Origin of the sequence: Actinomycetospora chibensis (assembly GCF_028737215.1) — a bacterium.
In the GTDB taxonomy this organism is placed as follows: Bacteria; Actinomycetota; Actinomycetes; order Mycobacteriales; family Pseudonocardiaceae; genus Actinomycetospora; species Actinomycetospora chibensis.
Window position 1 is genome coordinate 209,972 of sequence record NZ_JAQZAM010000004.1, and the last position, 20,939, is coordinate 230,910.

A 20,939-nucleotide genomic window follows, 5' to 3' on the forward strand; every position below is an offset into this window, starting at 1 on the left:
ATGAAGGACCGTATGCGAGGGACAGCGAGGGAAGAGTCGTGACTGCGCCGTTCACCGGGAACCGCCCCGGCGCCCAGCCCGGGCTGCCGAACCTCCCCGAGCCGCCGTCGGGCTGGCCCGTGGGCTCCTACGCCAAGTACGAGGAGGCCCAGCGCGCCGTCGACCACCTCGCGGACAACGAGTTCCCCGTTGCCGACGTGACCATCGTCGGCGTCGACCTCATGCTCGTCGAGCGGGTCATCGGCCGCCTGACCTGGGGCCGCGTGCTGCTCACCGGCGCCGCGTCCGGTGCCTGGCTGGGTCTGTTCGTCGGCCTGGTGCTCTCGCTGCTCGCGCCCGTCGGCAGCGGGTTCGGGTCGATCCTCACCGGCCTCGTCATCGGCATCATCTTCGGCGTCGTGTCCGGGGCGATCACCTACGGCGCCTCCCGCGGCCGGCGGGACTTCACGTCGCAGAGCCAGATCGTGGCCGGGCGCTACGACGTCCTCTGCCAGCCCCGCAACGCCGAGAAGGCCCGGGACATGCTGAGCAAGCTGGCGCTGGGCACCGACACCTGATCGACGGAGCGAGGGCTCACAGCCAGCGGTTGCGGCGGAAGGTCCGCCAGAGCACCGCGCAGATGGTGAGGATCACGAGGATCACCGCGGGGTAGCCGAACTCCCAGTGCAGCTCGGGCATGTAGTCGAAGTTCATGCCGTAGATGCCGGCGAGCATCGTCGGCACCGCGAGCAGGGCGGCGTAGGCGGTGATCTTGCGCATGTCGTTGTTCTGGCGCAGGGTGATCTTCGCGAGGACGGCGTCGACGAGGGTGGTGAGCAGCTCGTCGAAGGATGCGACGCGCTCGGCCACCGTCGCGAGGTGGTCGTCGACGTCGCGGAAGTAGCTGCGGACCTCCGACGGCACCAGGGGCGAGTAGCCCTCGGTGAGCCGGCGCATGGGCGTCACCAGCGGTGTCACCGCGCGCCGCAGCTCGAGGACCTCGCGCTTCATCAGGTAGATCTGCTCGGCGCCGACCTCGCTGTAGGGCGCGAAGACCTCGGTCTCCATGACGTCGATGTCGCCCTCGACGCCGTGCGCGACCTCGAGGTAGGCGTCGACGATGTGGTCGGCGACGGCGTGCAGCACGACCGCCGGGCCCTGCGCGAGGTGCTCGGGGTCGGACTCGAGCAGGTGCCGGACGCGGCGCAGACCGGAGTGCTGGCCGTGGCGGACGGTGACGACGAAGTCGCGGCCCAGGAAGACCATGAGCTCGCCCGACTCGACGATCTCGTTGGCCGTCGTGGGCGACGCGTGTGCGACGTAGCGCATGGTCTTGAACACCGAGAACAACATGTCGTCCCCGCCGCCCGGCGCTCCGCTGAAGCGCTCGATCTTCGGTCGCTGGTGCGCGTGCACCGCGTCCTCGACGGCCAGCGGGTGCAGCCCGAAGACCTCGGCGATGTCGGTGATCTGCTCGGCGTCGGGCTCGTGCAGGCCGATCCAGACGAAGCCCTCCTCGCGCCGGCGGACCTCGGCGATCGCCTCGCGGTGGGTCCACCGGCCCTCGAGCCGCTTGCCGTCGACGTACACCGCGCAGTCGACGACGAAGGCGGACAGGGGCACGTGGGGCACACGCGGGTCCTGGGTGCGGGGACGGCCGGGGCGGATCACGCGAGAACCGGCGTTGCGCAGCGTGGGCAGGCTGGGCATGGGGACCTCCGGGGACCGGACGGTGTCGAGACGGGGGCTACGGGCGGATGAGCCACCGCGTCCCTCCCCGGGCGAGCCGCGCCGGTCAGCGCGCGGCGGGCGTCCGGGAGGAGACGCGGCCCGTACTGGGCGGAAGGTCGGACCTCGAGTCGTCCACGTCTCACCTCCCTCGCGTCGCACGACACCACGTCGGTCGATCCGTCATCCTAACGGCCGCCACATCCGGCGTCGGACGGCGGACTCTCCCCGTCCCTCGTCCGACACCGTCATGACCACAGACGTTCAGGAGGCGGATTCGTGCAGTTCGGTCGGTACTTCGAGGAGTTCGAGGTCGGTGCGACCTACAAGCACTGGCCCGGCAAGACGGTCACCGAGTACGACGACCACCTGTTCTGCCTGATCACGATGAACCACCACCCGCTGCACCTGGACAACCACTACGCGTCCGGGACCCAGCAGGGCCGCAACGTCGTCGTCGGCAACTACGTCTACTCGCTGCTGCTGGGGATGTCGGTGCCCGACGTGTCCGGCAAGGCGATCGCCAACCTCGAGGTCGAGTCGCTGCGCCACGTCAAGCCGGTCTTCCACGGCGACACGATCTACGGCGAGTCGACGGTGCTGGACAAGAAGGAGTCGTCGTCGAAGAACGACCGCGGCATCGTCGCGGTCGAGACGATCGGCTACAACCAGGACGGCGTGGTGGTCTGCATCTACCGCCGCAAGGTCATGGTGCCCAAGCGGCCGGCGGCCGAGGGGTCGGACGAGGCCCTGGAAGCCGAGCAGCCCCGCCGCCCCGTCCCCCAGCGCGACTAGTCGGGATCAGAGCGGCAGGCAGTTCCACCCGCGCAGCGCGGCCGTGAGCCCGGTGACGAGCTCCCCGGCCGCGTCGAGCGCGTCGTAGGCGGCGGCGTCGACCCAGCGCGCGTCGGCGGCGTCGTCGCCGGCGCGCGGGGTCGCGGCCGGGTCGCGCGGGCGGCAGCGCAGGTCGTGGATGGCGAAGACCCGGCCGTCGGGCGCGGGTCGGCGCACCCGGCCGACCTCGTCGCCCACCTCGACGTCGAGCCCGGTCTCCTCGGCGACCTCGCGGCGGGTCGCCTCGGGCACCGTCTCGCCGGGCTCGACCTTGCCGCCCGGCAGCGACCACCGGCCGGCCTGGGGCGGGTGGGCACGGCGGATCAGGAGGAGCCGTCCGGCGGCGTCGGTGACGATGCCACCGACGCAGAGGATCTCGTCCGGGGGCGACGCGCCGGGAGCGGACCCCGGATCACGCGCTGTCACAGGAGTTCACCCTAGTATCACCCGTGACCCGATGGCCGTCCGCGCCCGGACCGGCCCATACTGCCGACGAAACGACCGTCGACCGAGCACCGCGAGGGAACCTGGTGAACGCGAAGAAGATCGGCATCATCGTGGGTGTCGCGTTCGCACTCTTCTTCGTCATCTCCCAGCCGCAGAATTCAGCCGACCTCGTGCTGAACATCCTCACTATCCTGGGTGACGCGGCCGCATCCGTGGTCGCCTTCATCCAAGCGTTGTTCTAGGTCGGAGGCCGTCGTGCTGGCACCCCGCGAGGTCGACGAGTACGTCCTGCCGACCGAACGGCGGGTGATCCGCTTCCGGCGCCACTGGGCGGTCATCGTCGGCGAGGTGCTGCAGGCCGTCATCCTGTTCGTCCTGCTCGCGCTCGGCGCCGCGTTCCTCCCGCAGAACGTCGTGCTGGACAACCTGTTCTGGTACGGCGCGCTGCTCGTGCTGCTGAAGTCGAGCTACAAGGTCAGCGAGTGGTGGGTCGAGAAGGTCGTCGTCACCGACAAGCGGGTGATGCTCACCAAGGGGATCTTCACCCACAACGTCGGCATGATGCCGCTGACGAAGGTCACCGACCTCAGCTTCATCCGCACGTTCAACGGGCGCCTGCTCGGCTACGGGACGATGGTCATCGAGTCGGCAGGCCAGATCCAGGCGCTCAACCAGATCCACTACCTGCCCGACCCCGAAGAGGTCTACGAGGCGATCTCCGAGCTGGTGTTCGGCGACAAGCGCCAGACCCGTTCGTACACGCTGCCGGGGTCCGGTTTCGGTGGGGCGCGGGGCCGCCGACGCTGATACTGGCGTCGTGATCGATCTCCACACCCACTCCACGGTCTCCGACGGCACCGAGACCCCCACCGAGCTGGTCGCGACGGCCGCCGGCGCGGGCGTCACCGTGCTGGCGCTGACCGACCACGACACCACCACCGGCTGGGCCGAGGCCGCCGCCGCGCGGCCGTCGGGCATGACGCTCCTCCGCGGTGCGGAGTTCTCCACCGTGAGCCCGGACGGGCGGGGCGGGGAGGTCACCGCCCACCTGCTCGGCTACCTGTTCGACCCCGAGGACGCCACGATCGTCGCGGAGCAGGAGCGGGTGCGGAACTCGCGTCGGGACCGCCTCCGGGCGATGGGGGAGCGGATGGCCGCCGGCGGACTGCCGATCGACGGCGAGGCGCTGCTCGCGCGGCTGCCCGCCGACTCGCCCGCCGGCCGGCCCCACATCGGGCAGGCGCTCGTCGAGGCCGGGGTCGTGGGCTCGGTGTCCGAGGCCTTCCGGGAGATCCTGCGCAAGGGCGGTCCGTACTACGTCGAGAAGTACAACACCCCGATCGCCGAGGCCGTCGCGATGATCCGTGCCGCCGGCGGCGTCGCGGTGTTCGCGCACCCGTTCGCGCGCACGCGCGGGGACGTCGTGGAGGCCTCCGTACTCCGCGACCTGGCCCGCGAGGGGCTCGACGGCGTCGAGGTCGACCACCCCGACCACGTCGGCGAGGACCGCGCGACGTTGCGGGCGCTCGCGGCCGGAACGGGCCTGCTCGTCACCGGCTCGAGCGACTACCACGGCACCAACAAGACGAACACGCCGATCGCGGGTGAGACGACCGCGCCGGCGGAGCTCGAGAAGATCGTCGAGCGCGCGAGGGGCGTCGAGGTCCTCGCGGGCTGACACCCGGGCGCCACTTAGGGTGGACGGTGATGAGCATGCAGCTGGGTCTGGAGGGCATGCCCGCCCGCCTGGTGCGCGTGACCCCGTCGCGCCTCGCCACCTGGGAGGACTGCAGGCGGCGGTACCGCCTGACCTATCTGGACCGTCCGGCGCTCCCGCGCGGCGGTCCCCGGGCGGCGAGCACGCTCGGCGCCGTCGTGCACAACGCCCTGCAGGCGGTGTACGGCGCTCCGCCCGTCCGGCGCAGCCCCGCCCGCGCGGCGGTCGAGGTCGACCGCCACTGGTCGTCCGAGGGCTTCCGGGACGACGCCCAGGCCGCCACCCACCGCGAGCGCGCCCGCACCTGGGTCGCCGACTACGTCGAGCGCCACGCCGTCGCCGGCGCCCCGGAGCCGATGGGGGAGACCGTCGGCCTCGAGCGCTGGCTCAGCGCGCCGGTCGGGGCGATGGTCGCCGAGGGCCGGGCGGACCGTCTCGACGAGCGCGACGGTGACGTGGTCGTCGTCGACTACAAGACCGGTCGGCGGGCCCCCGACGCCGACGACGCGCGCCGGTCGACCGCACTGGCGCTCTACGCGCTCGCCGCCCGCCGGACCCTGCGGCGTCCGTGCCACCGCGTCGAGCTGCACCACCTGCCCAGCGGGACCGTCGCGGGCGTCGACCACGACGAGGAGTCCCTGGCCGCGCACCGGGACCGCGCCGAGGCCGGGGCCGTCGCGCTCGGCGCCGCCGCGGACGCTCTCGACGAGGACCCGCGTCTCTCCGAGAGCCTCTTCCCGCCCGCTCCGGGACCCCGCTGTGGCTCCTGCGACGTGCGCCGCCACTGTCCCGAGGGCCGCGCCGCCGCCCCGGCCGAGCCGGCGTGGGCGGGGCTCGCGCCGTGAGCCGCGCCGCCGCGCCCGAGCCGGGCCCCGACGACGCCTGGGGTCCCTGGCGCCCCACGCCGCCGCAGGGCTGGGCCCGACACGACGGCGAGCACGACGACCCCACCCCGCCGCACGGGGGCACCGCGGCCGGGTACACGCCGGGTCGCGGCGCGCCCCGGCCCCGCCCGGCCGGGCGCCCCACCCCGCCGTCGGGGTTCCCCGGCACCGGGGGCTTCCCCACCAGCGGTCTGCCGCGCGCCTACCGCCGCGACCGGCTCGCCCGGCCCCGCCGTCGACTCGTGGCCGTCGCCCGGGTCCTCGCGGGCGGTCTCGTGGTGCTCGCGCTCGCGGTCGTCGCGGCGCCGTACGTCCTCGGCGGGCCGGGGGCGGGTGCCGACACCGTGATCGGCCACGTGGTCGCCGCCGTGCTCGCCATCGGCGCCACGGCCGTCGCCGCCCACCGGCGCACGCCGTCCGGGCCCGCTCTCGCTGCGGCCGCGGCGGTTCCGGTGATCCTCCTGGTGGTGCTCTCCACCTCGTGGTGGGCCTAGCTCAGGACGCCTCCGACAGGGCCTCGCGCTCACGGGCCAGCGCCTCGCGCGCGACCGGGCCGCGGCGCCAGTCCTCGGGCAGGGCGAGGACGGTGGTGCGCAGGGCACGCAGCGTCAGCGTCGCGGCGAGGTCCGTGGTCGGCAGGGTGGGGACGCCGTGCAGGCGGCGAGCCCAGCGCGGCTGGAGCGCGAAGCCGAGGGCGGCGAGCGCGGTCCAGGCCGGGCGGGCCGGCGTGGTGAGCGTCGTGCGCAGCGACATCGGCGGCACCAGCAGGCGCAGCGCTGCGGCGCGGCTGGTGGACGACGCGACGAGGTCCGTGCGACGGACGTCGGCGACGTAGTCGGCCACGTCCGCGCAGCTCGCGGGGACGTCGACCGCCCCGAGCAGCTGCGCGGCGACGACCTGCTCGCGGTAGTACTCGTCGGCCTCGGCGTCGCTGATCGGGGCGCCGGCGCGCCGCACCGCCTCGAGGAACGAGCTGACCTCGGTGACGTGCATCCAGCGCAGCAGGTCGGGGTCGCCGGCGGCGTAGGGACGGCCGGTGACCGGGTCGGTGCCCCGGACCCACTCGTGCGCGGCGCGCACCCGGGCGGCGGCGCCGTCGACCTTCGCGCGGTCGGCGAACGTCACCGTCATGACGTACTCCGCGGTGCGCTGCAGCCGCGGCCAGAAGGCGTCGTGGAAGTCGGAGTGCTGCTCGACCCCCGCCATCGCGAGCGGGTGCAGGGCCTGCATGAACAGCGACGAGATGCCGCCGGGGCCCGCGGCCGGGTCGGCGAGCACGCGCCAGGTGACGCTGCCGGGACCGAAGTAGCCGTCGTCGGAGCGCACTACCCGAGCATGTCGTCCCGCAGCCAGGTCCGCCACGTGGGGACGAGGACGTCGAGCAGGGCGACGGGGTTCTCGACGTTCGGGGCGTGCGCCGCGTGGGGGATGCTCGCGAACTCGGCCTCGAGGCGGTCGGCCATCGTGCGCTGCATGGTCACCGGCCAGGCGTCGTCGTCGATCCCGCAGACGATCAGGCAGGGCACCCGCCGGGCGCGCACGGCGGCGACGAGCTCGGCGGTGCGGTCGGGCTCGGAGCGCAGCGCGTCGCCCATGCCGAGCAGCCCCGCGACCGCCGAGCGGCGCAGGCGCTCGCGCAGCAGGGCCACGACCTCGGGATCGGTCGACGACCACTCGCCCGACGCGTCGCGCAGCGCCACGACCGCGTCGATGCCGCGGCGGCGCAGGACGGGCTCGACGACGTCGAGCTGGGTGCGCCGCCCGCCCATCGGCAGCTCGCCGGGCCCGGAGTCCATGAGGGTCAGGCCGTGCACCGGCGCCCCGGCCAGCACGGTCGCGCGCGCGACGAGCCCGCCGAAGGAGTGCCCGAGCAGCAGCACCCGTCGTCCGGCCGCGGCCTCGTCGCCGACGACCCCGGCCACCACCGGCCCGAGCGCCCCCGGACGGTAGTCGGCCTCGGTCTCGGGGCCGGGCGACTCGTACTGGCCCGGCAGATCGAGGGCCAGCACGCCGATCCCGGCCGCGGCAATCGCGTCGACCAGGGGCGCGAAGTCCTCCTTCGAGCCCGAGTACCCGGGCAGCAGCACGGCCGTCGCGGGCGGGCCCTCGACGGCGGCGGACTCGTCGGCGTCGGCACGCCAGGCCGTCAGTGGTCCGAGGGAGGAGTCGACGGTGACCGTCCGGGCGCCGTGCGGATGGCGCTGGGCCCTCCCACGGGCGGGGGGCAGTGCCGGAGAGGCGTCGGGCGGACGGTCCGGCGCGACCCCGTCCGCCGCCGCGGCGCCGACCGGCCGGGCGGTGTCAGGGGTCTCGGGGCGGCCCACCCACGCCACTCTGCCGCATCCGGGGCCGGTCCGGGGCGTGTCGGCGACCCCATCGGGCCCGCCCCTCCGGCCCTCAGCCCGGCGGGCGCAGCGCGACGACCGTGGAGCCGCGCAGCTCGACCACCGTGGTGCCCGTGGCGGCCACCGCGACCGGGCTGCCCGCCGGCAGGCCGCGGGCGACCGGGATCGTCGGGCCGCGCGGGGCCCCGGTCGCCGCGTCCAGCACGGCCAGGCCGTCGGGGACGGGCACGAGGGCGACGGCGGCCGGGGCGCTGCCCGGCCAGGCCGCGCCCGCACCCAGCGCTCCGGGCACGGTCCACCGCGGACGCAGGTCCCCGGCGTCGAGCGCGACGGTGGCGCTGCCGGTCCACCAGAGCAGCACCGGGCCGACGGGACGGACGGTCGCGGCCAGGTCCGGCGGGTCGGTCGTCGGCCCGGCGGCGGGACCGAGGACGTCGACCGTGCCGACCAGGTCGGCGGTGTCGGGCGAGGTGCCGACGACGTGCAGGGTGCCGTCCGGGGCCGCCCAGGCGGCCCGCTGGTCGGTGAGCGCCACGAGCCGGGCGCCGCGCACGCCGAGCAGCGTGCTGGAGCGCTCCTCGGGCTTCTCGGAGCTGGAGGGGTCGGCGTCGACCACGGTCAGGCGGTCGGAGTCGTCGCCGGGACAGCGCTGGATCATGCCGACGGTGCCGCCGCCGACCGCGATCGAGCCGTTGGTGCACTCGGCGCGCGGCTGGGCGTCGGGCGGCTGGACCGGCGTGGCGACGCGGCCCACCTCGGTGGTCAGCACCAGGTCCGAGCGCCAGGTCTCGACGTGGTCGGCGCCCGTCCCGGTGACGTGGTCGCGGTCGGCGAGCAGGCGGGTGCCCTCGCGCAGGTCGGCGTTGCGGGACGGCCCGCGGGCCCCGTTCGCCGGGTCGAGGGCGGCGACGTCGGAGCACCAGGTGCCCAGCGCGCCGTCGGTGCGGAAGACCGCGAGCACGTCGCCGAAGCCCGACCCCACCGTGCAGGGCGCCTCGGGGCGGGAGTAGCGCCACGCCTCGCGCCCCGTCGCCGGGTCGAGGCCGGCGACACCCTCCGGGCCCGCGGTGATCACGGCCGGACCGATGGCCAGCGGCGCCGGCGTCGCCGGGCTCTCCGCCCGCCACGCCTCGGTGAGCGCGGTCGGCACCGGCCCGTCGGGCGACGGCGCGAGCGGCACCGGAGCCACGCGGGCCTCGGTGTCCCCGGCGTCACCGGACGCCAGGACGAGCAGCGTGCCGACGACAGCCGCGACCGCCAGGAACGCGACGGCCACCAGGTCGCCGCGGCGCCGCCGCTCGGGCGGGGGCAGCCGGCGTCGACCGGGCGGGTCCGGTGGATCCGCCCGGTCGGCCGTCGGACCGGATGCCGGCCCTGACGTCCGCGACGACGTCGGCGAGCTCACCGCGCGCCGGGCCTACTCGCTGGTGGCGGCGGCGGGCGCCGACTCGTTCGCGGTCCCCTCGCCACCCGAGCCATTGCTCGAGCCACCACCGGAGCGGGAGCCGGAGCCCCGCCCGCCGCGACGGCGCCGGCGGCGCGGACGGTCCCCGTCCGACGCCTCCTCGGTGCGCTCGGAAGCGGCGTCGCTGTCGGTGCTGCTGTCACTGCCGCCGGCCGTGCCGCCGGCGGGGGCGTTCTCGGCGGGTGCCTCGCCCTCGGACCCCGCGACGACCTCGCCCGCACGGCGACGGGTGCGCGACCGCGAGCGGCGCCCGCCGCGCCCGGGGCCCTGCTCCTCGCTGCCCTCGGCGTCCTCGCCGGTGCCGCGGCTGGCGTCGCCGCCCTCACCGCCGCGGGGACGCCCGCGCGACCGGCCCGCGGAACGCTCGCGCCCACCGCGGCTCTCGCGCGTCTCGCGCTGGGGGCCGTCCTCGGCCTCCTCCTCGGCGGGGCGACGGCGACGGGCGACGCGCCCGGTCGCGCCCTCGGGGATGCCCATGTCGGCGTAGAGGTGCGGCGAGTTCGAGTACGTCTCCGGCGGCTCGGGCGCGCCGAGCGCCAGGTCGTCCGAGATGAGCTTCCACTTGGGGAGGTCGTCCCAGTCGACCAGCGTCACCGCGATGCCCGTGAGGCCGGCGCGACCGGTGCGGCCGATGCGGTGGATGTAGGTCTTGGCGTCGTCCGGGCACTGGTAGTTGATGACGTGCGTGACGCCCGTGACGTCGATGCCGCGGGCGGCGACGTCGGTGCAGACCAGCACGTCGATGCGCCCGTCGCGGAACGCCTTGAGCGCGTGCTCGCGGGCGCCCTGACCCAGGTCGCCGTGGACGGCGCCGACGGCGAAGCCCCGCTCGGCGAGCTCCTCGGAGACCTTGCTCGCGGTGCGCTTGGTGCGCGTGAACACCATCGTCGGGCCGCGGTCGGTGGCCTGCAGCGTGCGGGCCAGCATCTCGACCTTGTCGAGCGCGTGGGCGCGGTAGACGTACTGCGCGGTCTTCTCGCCGATGGCCGACGAGTCGACCTGCTCGGCGCGGATGTGCGTCGGCTGTGTCAGGAACGTCCGCGACAGCGTGATGATCGGACCCGGCATGGTGGCCGAGAACAGCATCGTCTGGCGCTGGTCGGGCAGCATGCCGAGGATGCGCTCGACGTCGGGCAGGAAGCCCAGGTCGAGCATCTCGTCGGCCTCGTCGAGGACGAGCCCGCCGATCTTCGCCAGCACGAGGTGTCCCTGCTGGGCGAGGTCGAGCAGGCGGCCCGGGGTGCCGACCACCAGGTCGACGCCCCGCTGCAGCGCCGCGATCTGGCTCTCGTAGGGGCGCCCGCCGTAGATCGACAGGACGCGCGTGCCGAGGTCGGCGCCGGCGGCCTCGATGTCCTTGGCGACCTGGACGCACAGCTCGCGGGTGGGGACGACCACCAGGACGCGCGGCGTGCCGTCCTCGGTGGGGCGGCCGAAGCGCTGCAGCAGCGGGACGCCGAAGCCGAGGGTCTTGCCGGTGCCGGTGCGCGCCTGGCCGATGAGGTCGTCGCCGGCGAGCGCCAGCGGCAGCGTCAGCTCCTGGATGGCGAACGTGCGCACGATCCCGGCGCGGCCGAGGGCCGCGACGATCGCGGGGTCGACGCCGAGCTCGGCGAAGGTGGGGGAGTCCTCGGCGACGGGGGCGTCGGCCTTGAGCGGCTCGACGGCCGGCTCCTCGTCGGCGTCGGGGCCTTCGGACTCGGATCGGGTGTCGGTCGTGACGGTGGTCAGGGGTCTGCCTTCCTCGCGGCTCGTGCGCACGAGGCGGGCCGGCTGGCTCGACCACGTCGGGGCGGCGACGGTGCACGGGGTGGTGCACGGTCCCGCTCCATCGTCGGAGCGCGACCCCACGTCGCCGGACGCGGGAGAGCCGGCTGAGGCGCCCGCACGCTCGGGTGCGTTCCGCGGGACATGACGGCGACCGGGAGGTCGGCGACGGTGCGTGCCACCGCGGGACACACCCATGCTACCCGCCGCCCCGGGAGGCCCGCGTCACCGCCGGTCCCGGGCGCCGGGCCCTAGGGTGGAGCGCCGTGACCGAGCCCGAGCGCGGCCGCCCTGCCACCACCGCCACGGGGGCTGCCGACGACACCCCCGGCAGCGCCCCCGACAGCAGGCCCGACAGTGCCCCCGAGAGCGCCCCCGCCGCCCCACCCGTCGACCTGCTCGGAGCCGTCGCGTACGGCGCGCTGACCGCCTTCACCCGCCTCGCGGCCGACGCCGCGCTCGCCCCCGACCTCACCGGGCGCGCCGAGATGGCGGCCCTCGCAGCCGCGGAGATGGCGCACGTCGAGCGCGTGCGCGCCCACCTGACCGACCGGGGCGTGGACCTCGTCGCGGCGATGGCGCCGTTCGCGGCCGTCCTCGACGCCTTCGCCGCCCGGACCGCCCCGCGGAACTGGGGCGAGGCGCTCGTCGGCGCCTACGTGGGCCGCACGCTGGCCGTCGACCTCGTCGCCGCGACCGGCGCGGTTCCCGACGACGGGCACGGGGGCGACGAGGCCGCCGAGCTCCTGCGGGGCCCGGACGCCGGCCGCGAGGCCGCGGGCGAGAGCGGGTTCGACGCGTTCGCGGAGCGCGCCGTCGTCGACCTCCTCGCCGACGAGCAGACCCGCGGTCACCTGGCCCTCTGGGGTCGCCGACTGCTGGGGGAGACCCTCGCCGCGGCCGCCGAGGTGCTCGACGCGCACCCGGAGGCGGCGACGGCGCTGCTCGGCGGGACGTCGCGCCAGGTCGTGTTCAAGGCGCTGAAGTCGCGCCACTCGAAGCGGCTGCACGCGCTCGGGCTGTAGGACCCGACCCCCGGCCCGCGGGTGGACTAGCCTCGCGCGGGCACCAATGACGTCCGAGGTGGAGGAACGCGTGGAGGTCAAGATCGGCGTGGCGGAGAGCCCGCGCGAGCTGGTGGTCGCGAGCGACCAGACGCCCGACGAGGTGCAGGGGCTCGTCGACGCGGCGCTCGCCTCGAACGGCGGCACCCTCGTGCTCTCCGACGACAAGGGCCGCCGGTACGTCATCCCCGCGGCCCGGATCGCCTACGTGGAGATCGCGCCGTCGGAGGGCCGTCGCGTGGGCTTCGGTGTAGGGAGCTAGTCAGGGGTCGTCGGGGGGGCCGGGGCCCGCGCCCCGCCCCCCCCCCCCCCGACCACCCCTCCCGGCCGCTATCCCTCCTGACGGGGGAAGCCGCCGATGCCGCGCCAGGCCAGCTGGGACATCAGAGTGATCGCGTCCTCGCGGGGTGGCTGCAGGCCCGCGTCGAGCCAGTAGCGGGCGGCGGTGGTGGACAGGCCCACCAGCCCGACGGCGAGCAGGCGGGCGCGTTCGGGCTCGAGGCCCGCGTCGTTGGTGACGGCCTCGGTGACCGCGTCGATGCAGTCCGACGTCGCGCGGTCGACGAGCCCGGCGATCTCGGGCGTCGCCCGGGTGTCGGTCTCGAACACCAGGCGCATCGCGCCGTCGCGCGACGAGACGACGTCGAAGTAGGCCTGGATCGTGGCCTGGACGCGCGCCTTGTTGTCGGTGGTCGAGCGGATCGCGGCGCGCACCGTGCGCACCATGTCGTCCGCGGCGCCCTGCACGAGGGCGCGGTAGAGGTCGAGCTTGCCGGGGAAGTGCTGGTAGAGCACCGGCTTGCTGACCCCGGCGCGCTCGGCGATCTCGTCCATCGCCGCGGCGTGGTAGCCGTGGGCGCCGAACACCTCGCGCGCGGCGTCGAGCAGCTGGGCACGGCGCGCGGATCGCGTCATGCGCGGACGGCCCGCGGCGGACCCGGGACTCGCCCCCGGAAGGCTCGCGCGCCCGTTCATCCCAGTCCCCCACTCGACCGCGTCGGCGGCGCGGGTGTGTCGGCCGCCCCGGACGCACGACCCTACCCATCGGGTGACGATCGTGTGGCGTTGCGCCACGCGGTCGACGCACCAGCACCTCGACCAGGAGCGGCTGCGGTCGCCCGCCGTTCACCGGTGGGTCACCGTGACGTCGCCGCAGGGACACCGCATGATGGTGTGCGTGATCGTCCGCCGCCCCGCGCCGTCCACCGGACCGGTCCCTCTCGCCGACCCCGCGGCGCTCGCGTCGATCGGCACCCCGGCGGCGCCGACGCCGTACTGGCCGGGGCGCGAGGTCGAGGCCGGCGGCGTGACGCTGCACGTCCGCGAGACGCCGGGCCCCGGGACGGGCGAGACCGCGGTCTTCGTCCACGGCCTCGGGGGTTCGTCGAACAACTGGACCGAGCTCGCCGCCGCCCTCTCGGGACGCTGCCACGGATACGCCGTCGACCTGCCCGGGTTCGGGCGCACGCGCCCGCCGTCGACGGGCGACTACCGGCCCGCGGCGCACGCGGACACGGTCGTCGCCTACCTCGAGGACCTCCGCCGACAGGGGGCCGGGCCCGTGCACCTGCTCGGCAACTCGCTTGGCGGCGCCGTGTCGTTGCTGGTCGCCGCCGCGCGACCCGACCTGGTGCGCACGCTGACCCTCGTCAGCCCGGCGATGCCCGACCTGCGCCCGCTGCCCTCACGCCTCGGCGGGCGCCGCGCGGCCCTGGCGCTGCTGCCCCTGCTCGGGGGACGCGCCCGGGCCGAGCAGGCGGCACGCACGCCCCGCGACCGGCTCGCGCACACCATGGCGCTCTGCCACGCCGACCCGGCCGCGGTCGGCCCGCACGCCTTCGCCATGGCCGCCGCGGAGGCGGAGGAGCGCGCGGAGCTCGCGTGGGCGCCCGAGGCGCTGCACCGCTCGTTCCTCGGGCTGGTGGGCACCTGGTTCGCGCCGCGGTCGCGCTCGCTGTGGGCCGCCGCCGCGCAGGTCACGGCGCCGACGCTGGTGGTGTGGGGCGAGCTCGACCGTCTCGTCGGCGTGGGACGTGCCGCCCGCACCGCCGCGACGCTGCCGGCCGGGCGGCTGCTGCGGCTGTCCGGTGTGGGTCACGTCGCCCAGATCGAGCGCCCCGAGATCGTCGCGAGGGCCGTGCTCGGGCTCCTCGACGGCGCGTCGGACGGGTCGTGGCCGGCGGCGGGACCGCCCGCGACCCGGACAGATGACGATCTCGTCCGCCCGGGCGTCGGGCGGTCGCGCCCCACCCCGTGTGGGACAGTTCCCGTGTGACCCGGCCGGCGCGGCGCCCTGCCGGCGGGGAGGACGCGTCCGCCGACTCCTCGCCCGACCTCCCGTACTCGGATGACGGTCGCGTCGCGCGAGGTCGTGCGGAGGGCCCCACGGCCACCGCCGTCCGCGAGCGCGCGGGGTCCGGGAGCCGCTCCGGGCGCGCTCCGGCGCGTGGACGCGCCCGCTCCGGCCCGGCCTCATCGGTGCTGCGCTCCTGGCGGACGTGGGTGGTCCCGGCGCTCGTGGTGCTCACCGTGCTGGCCGTCGTCGAGGCCGTGTCCCCCGACGGCGACGCCGGGTCGGCGTCGCCGCTGCTCGCGCCCCCGACGGCCGCGCCGGTGGTGGGCGAGGCCCCGCCCGGCGCCGGCCAGAACGTCGACATCCCCACCGCCGAGCTGCCCGCGGGCGGCGCGTTCCCGGTGACGGGCTCCGGCACGTGGCACGTCGTCCCGGGCACCACGCCGCAGGCCGGCACGGGGCGCGTCTACACGTACACCGTCGAGGTCGAGGACGGCGCCGTCCTCCCCGAGGGCGACCAGGCCTTCGCGACGGCCGTCGACGCGACGCTCACCGACCCGCGGAGCTGGGTCGGCTCGGGCCAGATCGCCGTGCGGCGCATCGACACCGGCGACCCCGACTTCCGCGTCAGCCTGTCGGCGCAGATGACCGCGCGTGGCCAGTGCGGCTACGCGATCCGGTACGAGGCGTCGTGCTGGAAGTCCGACATCGGGCGCGTGCTCATCAACGGCGCGCGCTGGGTGCGCGGCGCCGGCGCGTTCGACGGGCAGCTCGGCCTCTACCGCCAGTACGCGATCAACCACGAGGTCGGGCACGTCTTCAACAACCCGCACGTGCCCTGCCCCGCGAACGGCGTCCTGGCGCCGGTGATGATGCAGCAGAGCTTCGGCACGGCGAACGACTACCTCGCGCAGCTCACCGAGGAGAACCCGCAGGGCACGCAGATCCCGCGCGACGGGAAGACCTGCCAGCCCAACGCGTGGCCGTACCCGCAGGGCGCCGTCGCCCCCGCGGGCTGAACTCGGCGGAGCCGGCGGTCAGGAACAATCCCGGGGGCCGCGACGGTTGTGCGTCGTGAGGACCTGAGCATCGAACCGACAGGAGTTGAGGGCCGTCATGGCATCCCTGCCGCCCCTGGTGGAGCCGGCCGCGGAGCTGACCAAGGACGAGGTCGCCCGGTACAGCCGCCACCTGATCATCCCCGACGTCGGCGTCGAGGGTCAGAAGCGCCTGAAGAACGCCAAGGTGCTCGTCGTCGGTGCGGGCGGCCTGGGCAGCCCGGCGCTGCTCTACCTGGCCGCCGCCGGCGTGGGCACCCTCGGTGTCGTCGACTTCGACGTCGTCGACGAGTCGAACCTGCAGCGCCAGGTGATCCACGGGCAGTCCGACATCGGCAAGCCGAAGGCGCAGTCGGCCCAGGAGTCGGTCGCCGAGATCAACCCGCTCGTCACGGTGAACCTCCACGAGGTCCCGCTGGACTCGTCGAACGCGCTGGACATCTTCCGCGACTACGACCTGATCCTCGACGGCACGGACAACTTCGCCACGCGCTACCTCGTCAACGACGCGGCCGTGCTGCTCGGCAAGCCGTACGTCTGGGGCTCGATCTTCCGCTTCGAGGGCCAGGTCTCGGTCTTCTGGGAGGACGCCCCGAACGGCCAGGGCCTGAACTACCGGCACCTCTACCCCGAGCCCCCGCCGCCGGGCATGGTCCCGTCGTGCGCCGAGGGTGGCGTGCTCGGTGTGCTCTGCGCGTCGATCGGTTCGATCATGGTCACCGAGGCGATCAAGCTGATCACCGGCATCGGTGACACCCTGCTCGGCCGTCTCAAGATTTACGACGCGCTCGACATGGAGTACCGCGAGGTGAAGATCCGTCGCGACCCGAACGCCGCGGAGATCACCGAGCTGATCGACTACGAGGCCTTCTGCGGCACCGTCTCCGACGAGGCCCAGACGGCGGCGGTCGGCAACACGATCACCGCGCCCGAGCTCAAGGAGAAGATGGACGCGGGCGACAAGTTCGAGCTCATCGACGTCCGTGAGCCGCACGAGTGGGAGATCGTGAAGATCCCCGGCGCCAAGCTGATCCCGAAGGACAAGATCCTCTCGGGCGAGGCGTTCGCCGAGATCCCCCAGGACCGTCAGACGATCCTGTACTGCAAGTCGGGCGTCCGCTCCGCCGAGGCCCTCTCGGCGTTGCACAAGGCCGGCTTCTCCAACGCCGTTCACGTCGGCGGCGGCGTCACGGGCTGGGCCCAGCAGGTCGACACCACGCTGCCGACCTACTGACGCGAGGCCCCCGGGAACGGAACGAACGCGCCGACCGGGGTGCGGTCGCGGTCGCCGGCCTCGTCGTCGGCGTCCTCGAACCCTTCGACCTCCTGCTCGATGGCGTCGCGCACGAGGTCGGGGTTGTCGAGCGCGGCCTGGAAGCGCTCGTCGTCGCGGTCACCGTTCCACCCCGAGATGACCATGACGGCGACGGTGTTGCCGATGACGTTGGTCAGCGCGCGGCCCTCGCTCATGATGCGGTCGATGCCGGCGATGATCGCGATGCCGATCGCGATCGACTCGACGGTGTAGAACTCCCCGCCGAAGGCCTGCAGGGACGCGGCGAGGGTGACGAGCCCGGCGCCCGAGACGCCGGCGGCGCCCTTGGACGTCAGCAGCATCAGCGCGACGAGGCCGATCTGGACGCCCCAGGGCAGGTCCTGCCCGCCCGCCTGGGCGATGAACAGCGCCGCCATCGTCAGGTAGATGCACGTGCCGTCGAGGTTGAACGAGTACCCGGTGGGCAGCACCATGCTGACCGTCGAGCGCGACGCCCCGGCCGACTCGAGCTTGGCCAGCAGACGCGGCAGCACCGTCTCCGACGAGGACGTCCCGACGATGATGAGGATCTCGTCCTTGATCATCCGGATCAGCTTGAAGATGTTGAACCCGGAGTACGCGGAGACCCCGCCGAGCACGACGACCACGAAGAGCAGACACGTGCCCCAGAAGGTGACCATCAGGGCGGCCAGGTTGCCGAGGCTCTCGCCGCCGAGGGCGCCGACGGTGTAGGCGATCCCGCCGAACGCCGCGAGGGGCGCGAGGAACATGATCAGGCGGATCATGCCGAAGATGACCTTGGCGAACAGGTCGATGCCGCCGACCACGCGCTTGCGCAGCGCCGGCGCGAGCATCGACGTCGCCGCGGCCACGAGGATCGCCAGCACCAGCACGCGCAGGATCTCGTTCTCGACGAACGGCCCCACGAAACTGTCGGGCAGCAGCGTGTTGGTGATGAACCCGATCGCGCCGCCCTCGTCGCCGCCCTCGGCGATGTCGGCCTGCGCCTCGGCGAGCGTCGAGGGGTCGGGCGGGATCGGCGGGAAGCCGGCGCCGGGCTTCACGATGTTGACCACGAGGAGCCCCAGCCCCAGCGCGACCAGCGTCATGAGCAGGAAGTACGCGAGCGCCCGCGCCGCGATACCGCCCGCGGCGGCGAGGCTGCCGATCGAGGCGATGCCGACGATCACGGTGCAGAAGATGACCGGCGCCGTGATCATCTTGATCAGCTGGATGAAGATGTCGGGCAGGAACTTCAGCTCCGAGGCGAAGTCGGGTGCGACGAGGCCGACCACGACACCGGCCGTGATTCCCACGACCACCCAGAACCACAGCTGGGTCCAGACCCCGCGCCGTCGAGAGCCTCCGGAGCTCTCTCCGGAGCCCGGCGCGGGCCCCGCGTCCGCTGCCTGCGTCGACATCGTCGTCTCCTCTGCGCTGGGGTGGCGTGCGTCTCACCTGGCAGGTGAGGCTAGGGCGCCCCTGTGGTGAGGGCGACGTGAACGCCGCGGAGTTGCGGACGAGTTGAGGAACGGGGTGGGCCGTGCTGGTCGTGCTGGTCGAGGACAGCGCGCCGGTCCGCGACGCGCTCACGGCCGCGCTGCGCGCCGCGGGGTACCGCGTGTCCGCCGTGGCCACGGGCGCGGCGGCGCTCGAGGCCGTTGCGGGCCCCGCGGCCGCCGCCGACCCGCCCGACCTCGTGCTGCTCGACATGGGCCTGCCCGACCTCGACGGCGTCGAGGTGTGCCGCCGGCTGCGGGCCCGGTCGACGGTGCCGATCATCGCGGTGACCGCCCGCGGCCACCAGCAGGCGCGGGTGCTCGGGCTGCGCAGCGGCGCCGACGACTACGTCGTCAAGCCCTTCGCCATCGACGAGCTCACCGCACGCATGGACGCCGTGCTGCGCCGCAGCGCCGGGCACGTCGTCGCCCCGGTGATCGAGGCCGGGCCGGTGCGCATCGACCTGTCGCGACGCGTCGTCGAGGTCTCGGGGCGCGAGGTGACCCTGCGGCGCAAGGAGTTCGACCTGCTCGCGGCCCTCGCCCGCCGCGACGGCGCCGTCGTCTCCCGGGCCGACCTGCTCGACGACGTCTGGGGCCTCGCCCCCGACGACCCGGGCCGGGAGCAGGGCCTGCACTCGCTCGAGGTCCACGTCGCCGCGCTGCGCGGCAAGCTCGACGCCCCCGGCGCGGTGGTCACGGTCCGCGGGGTCGGCTACCGGCTGGCCGCGGGGGAGTCGACCGCGGACTGAGCCCGCCGTGGGCGCAGCGGCAGCCGCACCGTGAACACGGTGCCGCGGCCGTCCTCGCCCGCCCCGACCTCGACGCTCCCGCCGCGCCGGTCCACGACGCGGCGCACGAGGGCCAGGCCGAGGCCTCGTCCGTCCCGGCGTCCTTCCTCGGCGTGCTTGGTGGACCAGCCAACCGTGAACGCCGCCTCCGGATCGGCGAGGCCCGGCCCGTCGTCGGCGACCCGGACGACGACCGCCCCGTCCTCGACGTGCAGGTCGAGCTCCACCACGCCGCCGCCCCGTCCGTCGTGGGCGCTCTCGAGCGCGGCGTCCAGGGCGTTGTCGAGGAGGTTGCCGACGACGGTGACGCGGTCGGTCGAGGCCTGCTCGTCCCCGGTGTCGGCCGCGCCGAGCGCCGTGCTCTCCCCGACGCGGAGCGCGAGCCCCCGGTCGCGGGCGTCGGTGGCCTTGTCCAGCACGAGCGCGGCAAGGGCGGGGTCGGCGAGACGGTCGCGCAGGTTCCCGTCGCCCGCACCGTCGCCGGTGTCGAGGAGGTCGCGGGTCCAGCGCTGGGCCAGGTCGCGGGCGTCGTCCTGCGCGCCGAGCTCGATGAGCGTGGACACCGCCTGCAGGTGGTTCGCGTGCTCGTGGGCGGCGAAGCGCAGCGCGCGGGTGACCGAGCGGGCGTCGTCGAGCTCGCGGGTCATCGCCTCGAGCTCGGTGCGGTCCCGCAGGGTCACGACCAGATCCGGCGCCGGGCCGGCCACCTCCGTGCGGTTGACCAGCAGCAGCCGCTCGCCCACGAGCATCGTCTCGTCGGTGACGGGGGAGCGGTCGGCGAGACGCTCGCGCAGGGCCGGGTCGACGCCGAGCTCGTCGAGCGTCGGCCCGGCGGCGCGCGAGGGCGCGAGCGTGGCGGGCAGCCCGAGCAGCCGGGCGGCCTCGGCGTTGAGGACCACCACCCGCCCGGAGTCCGCGTCGAGCACCAGCAGGCCCTCGCGCATCGCGGCCATCACGGCCTCGTGGTGGCGGTGCAGGGCGGTGATCTCGTGCGGCTCGAGGCCCAGGGTGTCGCGCTTGACCCGGCGCGCCGCGAGCCAGGCGAGCCCCACCCCCAGGGCGATCGCCACCGCGGCCGCCAGCGCGAGCACCGCGAGCTCCCGGGTGATCCGGTCGGCGACCTGCACCCGCAGCTGCCCGGCCGCGACCATCCCGACGACGGTGCCGTCCGCCCCGAGCACCGGCACGATCGCCCGCACCGACAGCCCGAGCGTCCCGGGGAACGTCTCCACGAGCGTCGCGCCGCCGGCGGCCGGCAGGAACGTGCCCTGGTAGGTCTCGCCGATCCGCGCCGGCTCGGGATGGCTCAGGCGGGTGCCGGCCGGGTCCATGACGGTGACGAACGAGACGCCGGTGCCGGCGCGCGTCGCCTCGGCGGCGGCCTGGATGCGGGGGACGTCCCGGGCGGCCACCGCGTCCGCCAGCCCCGGCGACGCGGCGAGCGCCACGGACACCGCGAGGACCTTGTCCGCGGCGTCCCGCTCGATCGTCTGCCGGGTGCTCCACGCGCTCACCCCGCCCGCGATCACGGCGGTGAGCACCACCGTCACGATCTCCAGCACGAGCAGCCGGCGCACCAACCGCGAGCCCCGCCGGCCCGGGGCTGCCGGGGGGTCCGAGGGGGCCGACGGGTCCGGAGCGCTCACCGGCCGACCGTCGCGCCCCGGCGCCGCACGCGCAAGCGTGGGTCCGGTCGTGGTCGCGATCCTGGTTGCGGAGAGCGACGGGTGCGCGAGGGGCCGCGACGGACCCGGATGATCACGCTCCGCCACCGTCCCGCAGGCCCGGGCAC

22 protein-coding genes are annotated in these 20,939 nt (G+C 74.9%); 13 read left to right on the top strand and 9 right to left on the bottom strand.

Going from position 1 to position 20,939, the window contains the following annotated elements; all coding sequences use genetic code 11:
• The first annotated feature begins 38 nt into the window (after nt 1-38).
• A complete protein-coding gene (locus PH189_RS07855; protein ID WP_274188206.1) occupies nt 39-557 on the top strand; it encodes a YflT domain-containing protein in 519 nt (172 codons plus the stop codon).
• 16 nt (nt 558-573) lie between these two features.
• On the opposite strand, the gene PH189_RS07860 is transcribed toward PH189_RS07855, so the two are convergent.
• Nucleotides 574-1,689 (bottom strand): magnesium and cobalt transport protein CorA, encoded by a 1,116-nt coding sequence (locus tag PH189_RS07860; RefSeq protein WP_274188207.1) that lies wholly within the window; start codon nt 1,687-1,689, stop codon nt 574-576.
• Between the two features lie 297 nt (nt 1,690-1,986).
• Here PH189_RS07860 and PH189_RS07865 point away from each other — a divergent pair, with 297 nt between their 5' ends.
• Nucleotides 1,987-2,502 carry a MaoC family dehydratase gene (locus PH189_RS07865; RefSeq protein WP_274188208.1) on the top strand — a complete coding sequence of 172 codons (516 nt, stop codon included), beginning with the start codon at nt 1,987-1,989 and terminating at the stop codon, nt 2,500-2,502.
• 6 nt (nt 2,503-2,508) lie between these two features.
• Here the strand turns inward: PH189_RS07865 and PH189_RS07870 are convergent, their stop codons facing one another.
• Nucleotides 2,509-2,967, bottom strand: a complete 459-nt coding sequence (locus tag PH189_RS07870; RefSeq protein ID WP_274188209.1) for an NUDIX hydrolase — start codon at nt 2,965-2,967, stop codon at nt 2,509-2,511.
• A gap of 104 nt (nt 2,968-3,071) precedes the next feature.
• On the opposite strand from PH189_RS07870, the gene PH189_RS07875 reads away from it, so the two are divergent.
• Genes PH189_RS07875 through PH189_RS07895 form a run of 5 tightly spaced genes read left to right on the top strand, consistent with a single transcriptional unit; the run spans nt 3,072 to nt 6,083 of the window.
• On the top strand, nt 3,072-3,230 hold the full coding sequence (locus tag PH189_RS07875; RefSeq protein ID WP_274188210.1) for a hypothetical protein: 159 nt from the start codon (nt 3,072-3,074) through the stop codon (nt 3,228-3,230).
• Between the two features lie 13 nt (nt 3,231-3,243).
• Nucleotides 3,244-3,795, top strand: coding sequence for a PH domain-containing protein (locus tag PH189_RS07880; protein ID WP_274188211.1), 552 nt, complete (start codon nt 3,244-3,246; stop codon nt 3,793-3,795).
• Nucleotides 3,796-3,805: 10 nt separating this feature from the next.
• Nucleotides 3,806-4,666, top strand: a complete 861-nt coding sequence (locus tag PH189_RS07885; RefSeq protein WP_274188212.1) for a PHP domain-containing protein — start codon at nt 3,806-3,808, stop codon at nt 4,664-4,666.
• Between the two features lie 29 nt (nt 4,667-4,695).
• Nucleotides 4,696-5,550 carry a RecB family exonuclease gene (locus PH189_RS07890; RefSeq protein ID WP_274188213.1) on the top strand — a complete coding sequence of 285 codons (855 nt, stop codon included), beginning with the start codon at nt 4,696-4,698 and terminating at the stop codon, nt 5,548-5,550.
• Nucleotides 5,547-6,083 (top strand): hypothetical protein, encoded by a 537-nt coding sequence (locus tag PH189_RS07895; RefSeq protein ID WP_274188214.1) that lies wholly within the window; start codon nt 5,547-5,549, stop codon nt 6,081-6,083. Before PH189_RS07890 ends, PH189_RS07895 begins: the two co-directional genes overlap by 4 nt.
• 1 nt (nt 6,084) lies before the next feature.
• On the opposite strand, the gene PH189_RS07900 is transcribed toward PH189_RS07895, so the two are convergent.
• The 4 genes from PH189_RS07900 to PH189_RS07915 form a co-directional block, all read right to left on the bottom strand.
• Nucleotides 6,085-6,915, bottom strand: coding sequence for an oxygenase MpaB family protein (locus PH189_RS07900; protein ID WP_274188215.1), 831 nt, complete (start codon nt 6,913-6,915; stop codon nt 6,085-6,087).
• Nucleotides 6,915-7,913 (bottom strand): alpha/beta fold hydrolase, encoded by a 999-nt coding sequence (locus PH189_RS07905; protein ID WP_274188216.1) that lies wholly within the window; start codon nt 7,911-7,913, stop codon nt 6,915-6,917. The genes PH189_RS07900 and PH189_RS07905 overlap by 1 nt, the downstream gene beginning before the upstream one ends.
• 73 nt (nt 7,914-7,986) lie before the next feature.
• Nucleotides 7,987-9,339 (bottom strand): Rv3212 family protein, encoded by a 1,353-nt coding sequence (locus PH189_RS07910; RefSeq protein ID WP_465251263.1) that lies wholly within the window; start codon nt 9,337-9,339, stop codon nt 7,987-7,989.
• Between the two features lie 12 nt (nt 9,340-9,351).
• Nucleotides 9,352-11,160: a DEAD/DEAH box helicase gene (locus tag PH189_RS07915; RefSeq protein ID WP_274188218.1), complete on the bottom strand. Its 1,809-nt coding sequence runs from the start codon at nt 11,158-11,160 to the stop codon at nt 9,352-9,354.
• 272 nt (nt 11,161-11,432) lie between these two features.
• Between PH189_RS07915 and PH189_RS07920 the strand changes: the two genes are divergently transcribed.
• Both PH189_RS07920 and PH189_RS07925 read left to right on the top strand, forming a co-directional pair.
• Complete coding sequence (locus tag PH189_RS07920; protein ID WP_274188219.1) at nt 11,433-12,191, top strand: ferritin-like fold-containing protein; 759 nt, start codon at nt 11,433-11,435, stop codon at nt 12,189-12,191.
• 70 nt (nt 12,192-12,261) lie between these two features.
• Entirely contained in the window at nt 12,262-12,492 is a 231-nt protein-coding gene (locus PH189_RS07925; protein WP_274188362.1) for a DUF3107 domain-containing protein, read from the top strand.
• A gap of 68 nt (nt 12,493-12,560) precedes the next feature.
• Here the strand turns inward: PH189_RS07925 and PH189_RS07930 are convergent, their stop codons facing one another.
• Nucleotides 12,561-13,145 (bottom strand): TetR/AcrR family transcriptional regulator, encoded by a 585-nt coding sequence (locus PH189_RS07930; protein ID WP_274193861.1) that lies wholly within the window; start codon nt 13,143-13,145, stop codon nt 12,561-12,563.
• 253 nt (nt 13,146-13,398) lie between these two features.
• Here PH189_RS07930 and PH189_RS07935 point away from each other — a divergent pair, with 253 nt between their 5' ends.
• From PH189_RS07935 to moeZ, 3 genes are all read left to right on the top strand, one after another.
• A complete protein-coding gene (locus tag PH189_RS07935; RefSeq protein ID WP_378014941.1) occupies nt 13,399-14,505 on the top strand; it encodes an alpha/beta fold hydrolase in 1,107 nt (368 codons plus the stop codon).
• Nucleotides 14,502-15,542, top strand: coding sequence for a DUF3152 domain-containing protein (locus PH189_RS07940; RefSeq protein WP_274188222.1), 1,041 nt, complete (start codon nt 14,502-14,504; stop codon nt 15,540-15,542). The genes PH189_RS07935 and PH189_RS07940 overlap by 4 nt, the downstream gene beginning before the upstream one ends.
• A gap of 97 nt (nt 15,543-15,639) precedes the next feature.
• Complete coding sequence (gene moeZ, locus PH189_RS07945; protein WP_274188223.1) at nt 15,640-16,815, top strand: adenylyltransferase/sulfurtransferase MoeZ; 1,176 nt, start codon at nt 15,640-15,642, stop codon at nt 16,813-16,815.
• Here moeZ and PH189_RS07950 read toward each other — a convergent pair.
• A complete protein-coding gene (locus PH189_RS07950; protein ID WP_274188224.1) occupies nt 16,809-18,278 on the bottom strand; it encodes a cation:dicarboxylate symporter family transporter in 1,470 nt (489 codons plus the stop codon). The two genes, moeZ and PH189_RS07950, sit on opposite strands and share 7 nt — an antisense overlap.
• Before the next feature lie 122 nt (nt 18,279-18,400).
• On the opposite strand from PH189_RS07950, the gene PH189_RS07955 reads away from it, so the two are divergent.
• Nucleotides 18,401-19,108, top strand: a complete 708-nt coding sequence (locus PH189_RS07955; RefSeq protein WP_274188225.1) for a response regulator transcription factor — start codon at nt 18,401-18,403, stop codon at nt 19,106-19,108.
• Here the strand turns inward: PH189_RS07955 and PH189_RS07960 are convergent.
• Nucleotides 19,072-20,793, bottom strand: a complete 1,722-nt coding sequence (locus PH189_RS07960) for an ATP-binding protein (RefSeq protein WP_274188226.1) — start codon at nt 20,791-20,793, stop codon at nt 19,072-19,074. The two genes, PH189_RS07955 and PH189_RS07960, sit on opposite strands and share 37 nt — an antisense overlap.
• Nucleotides 20,794-20,939 lie beyond the last annotated feature (146 nt).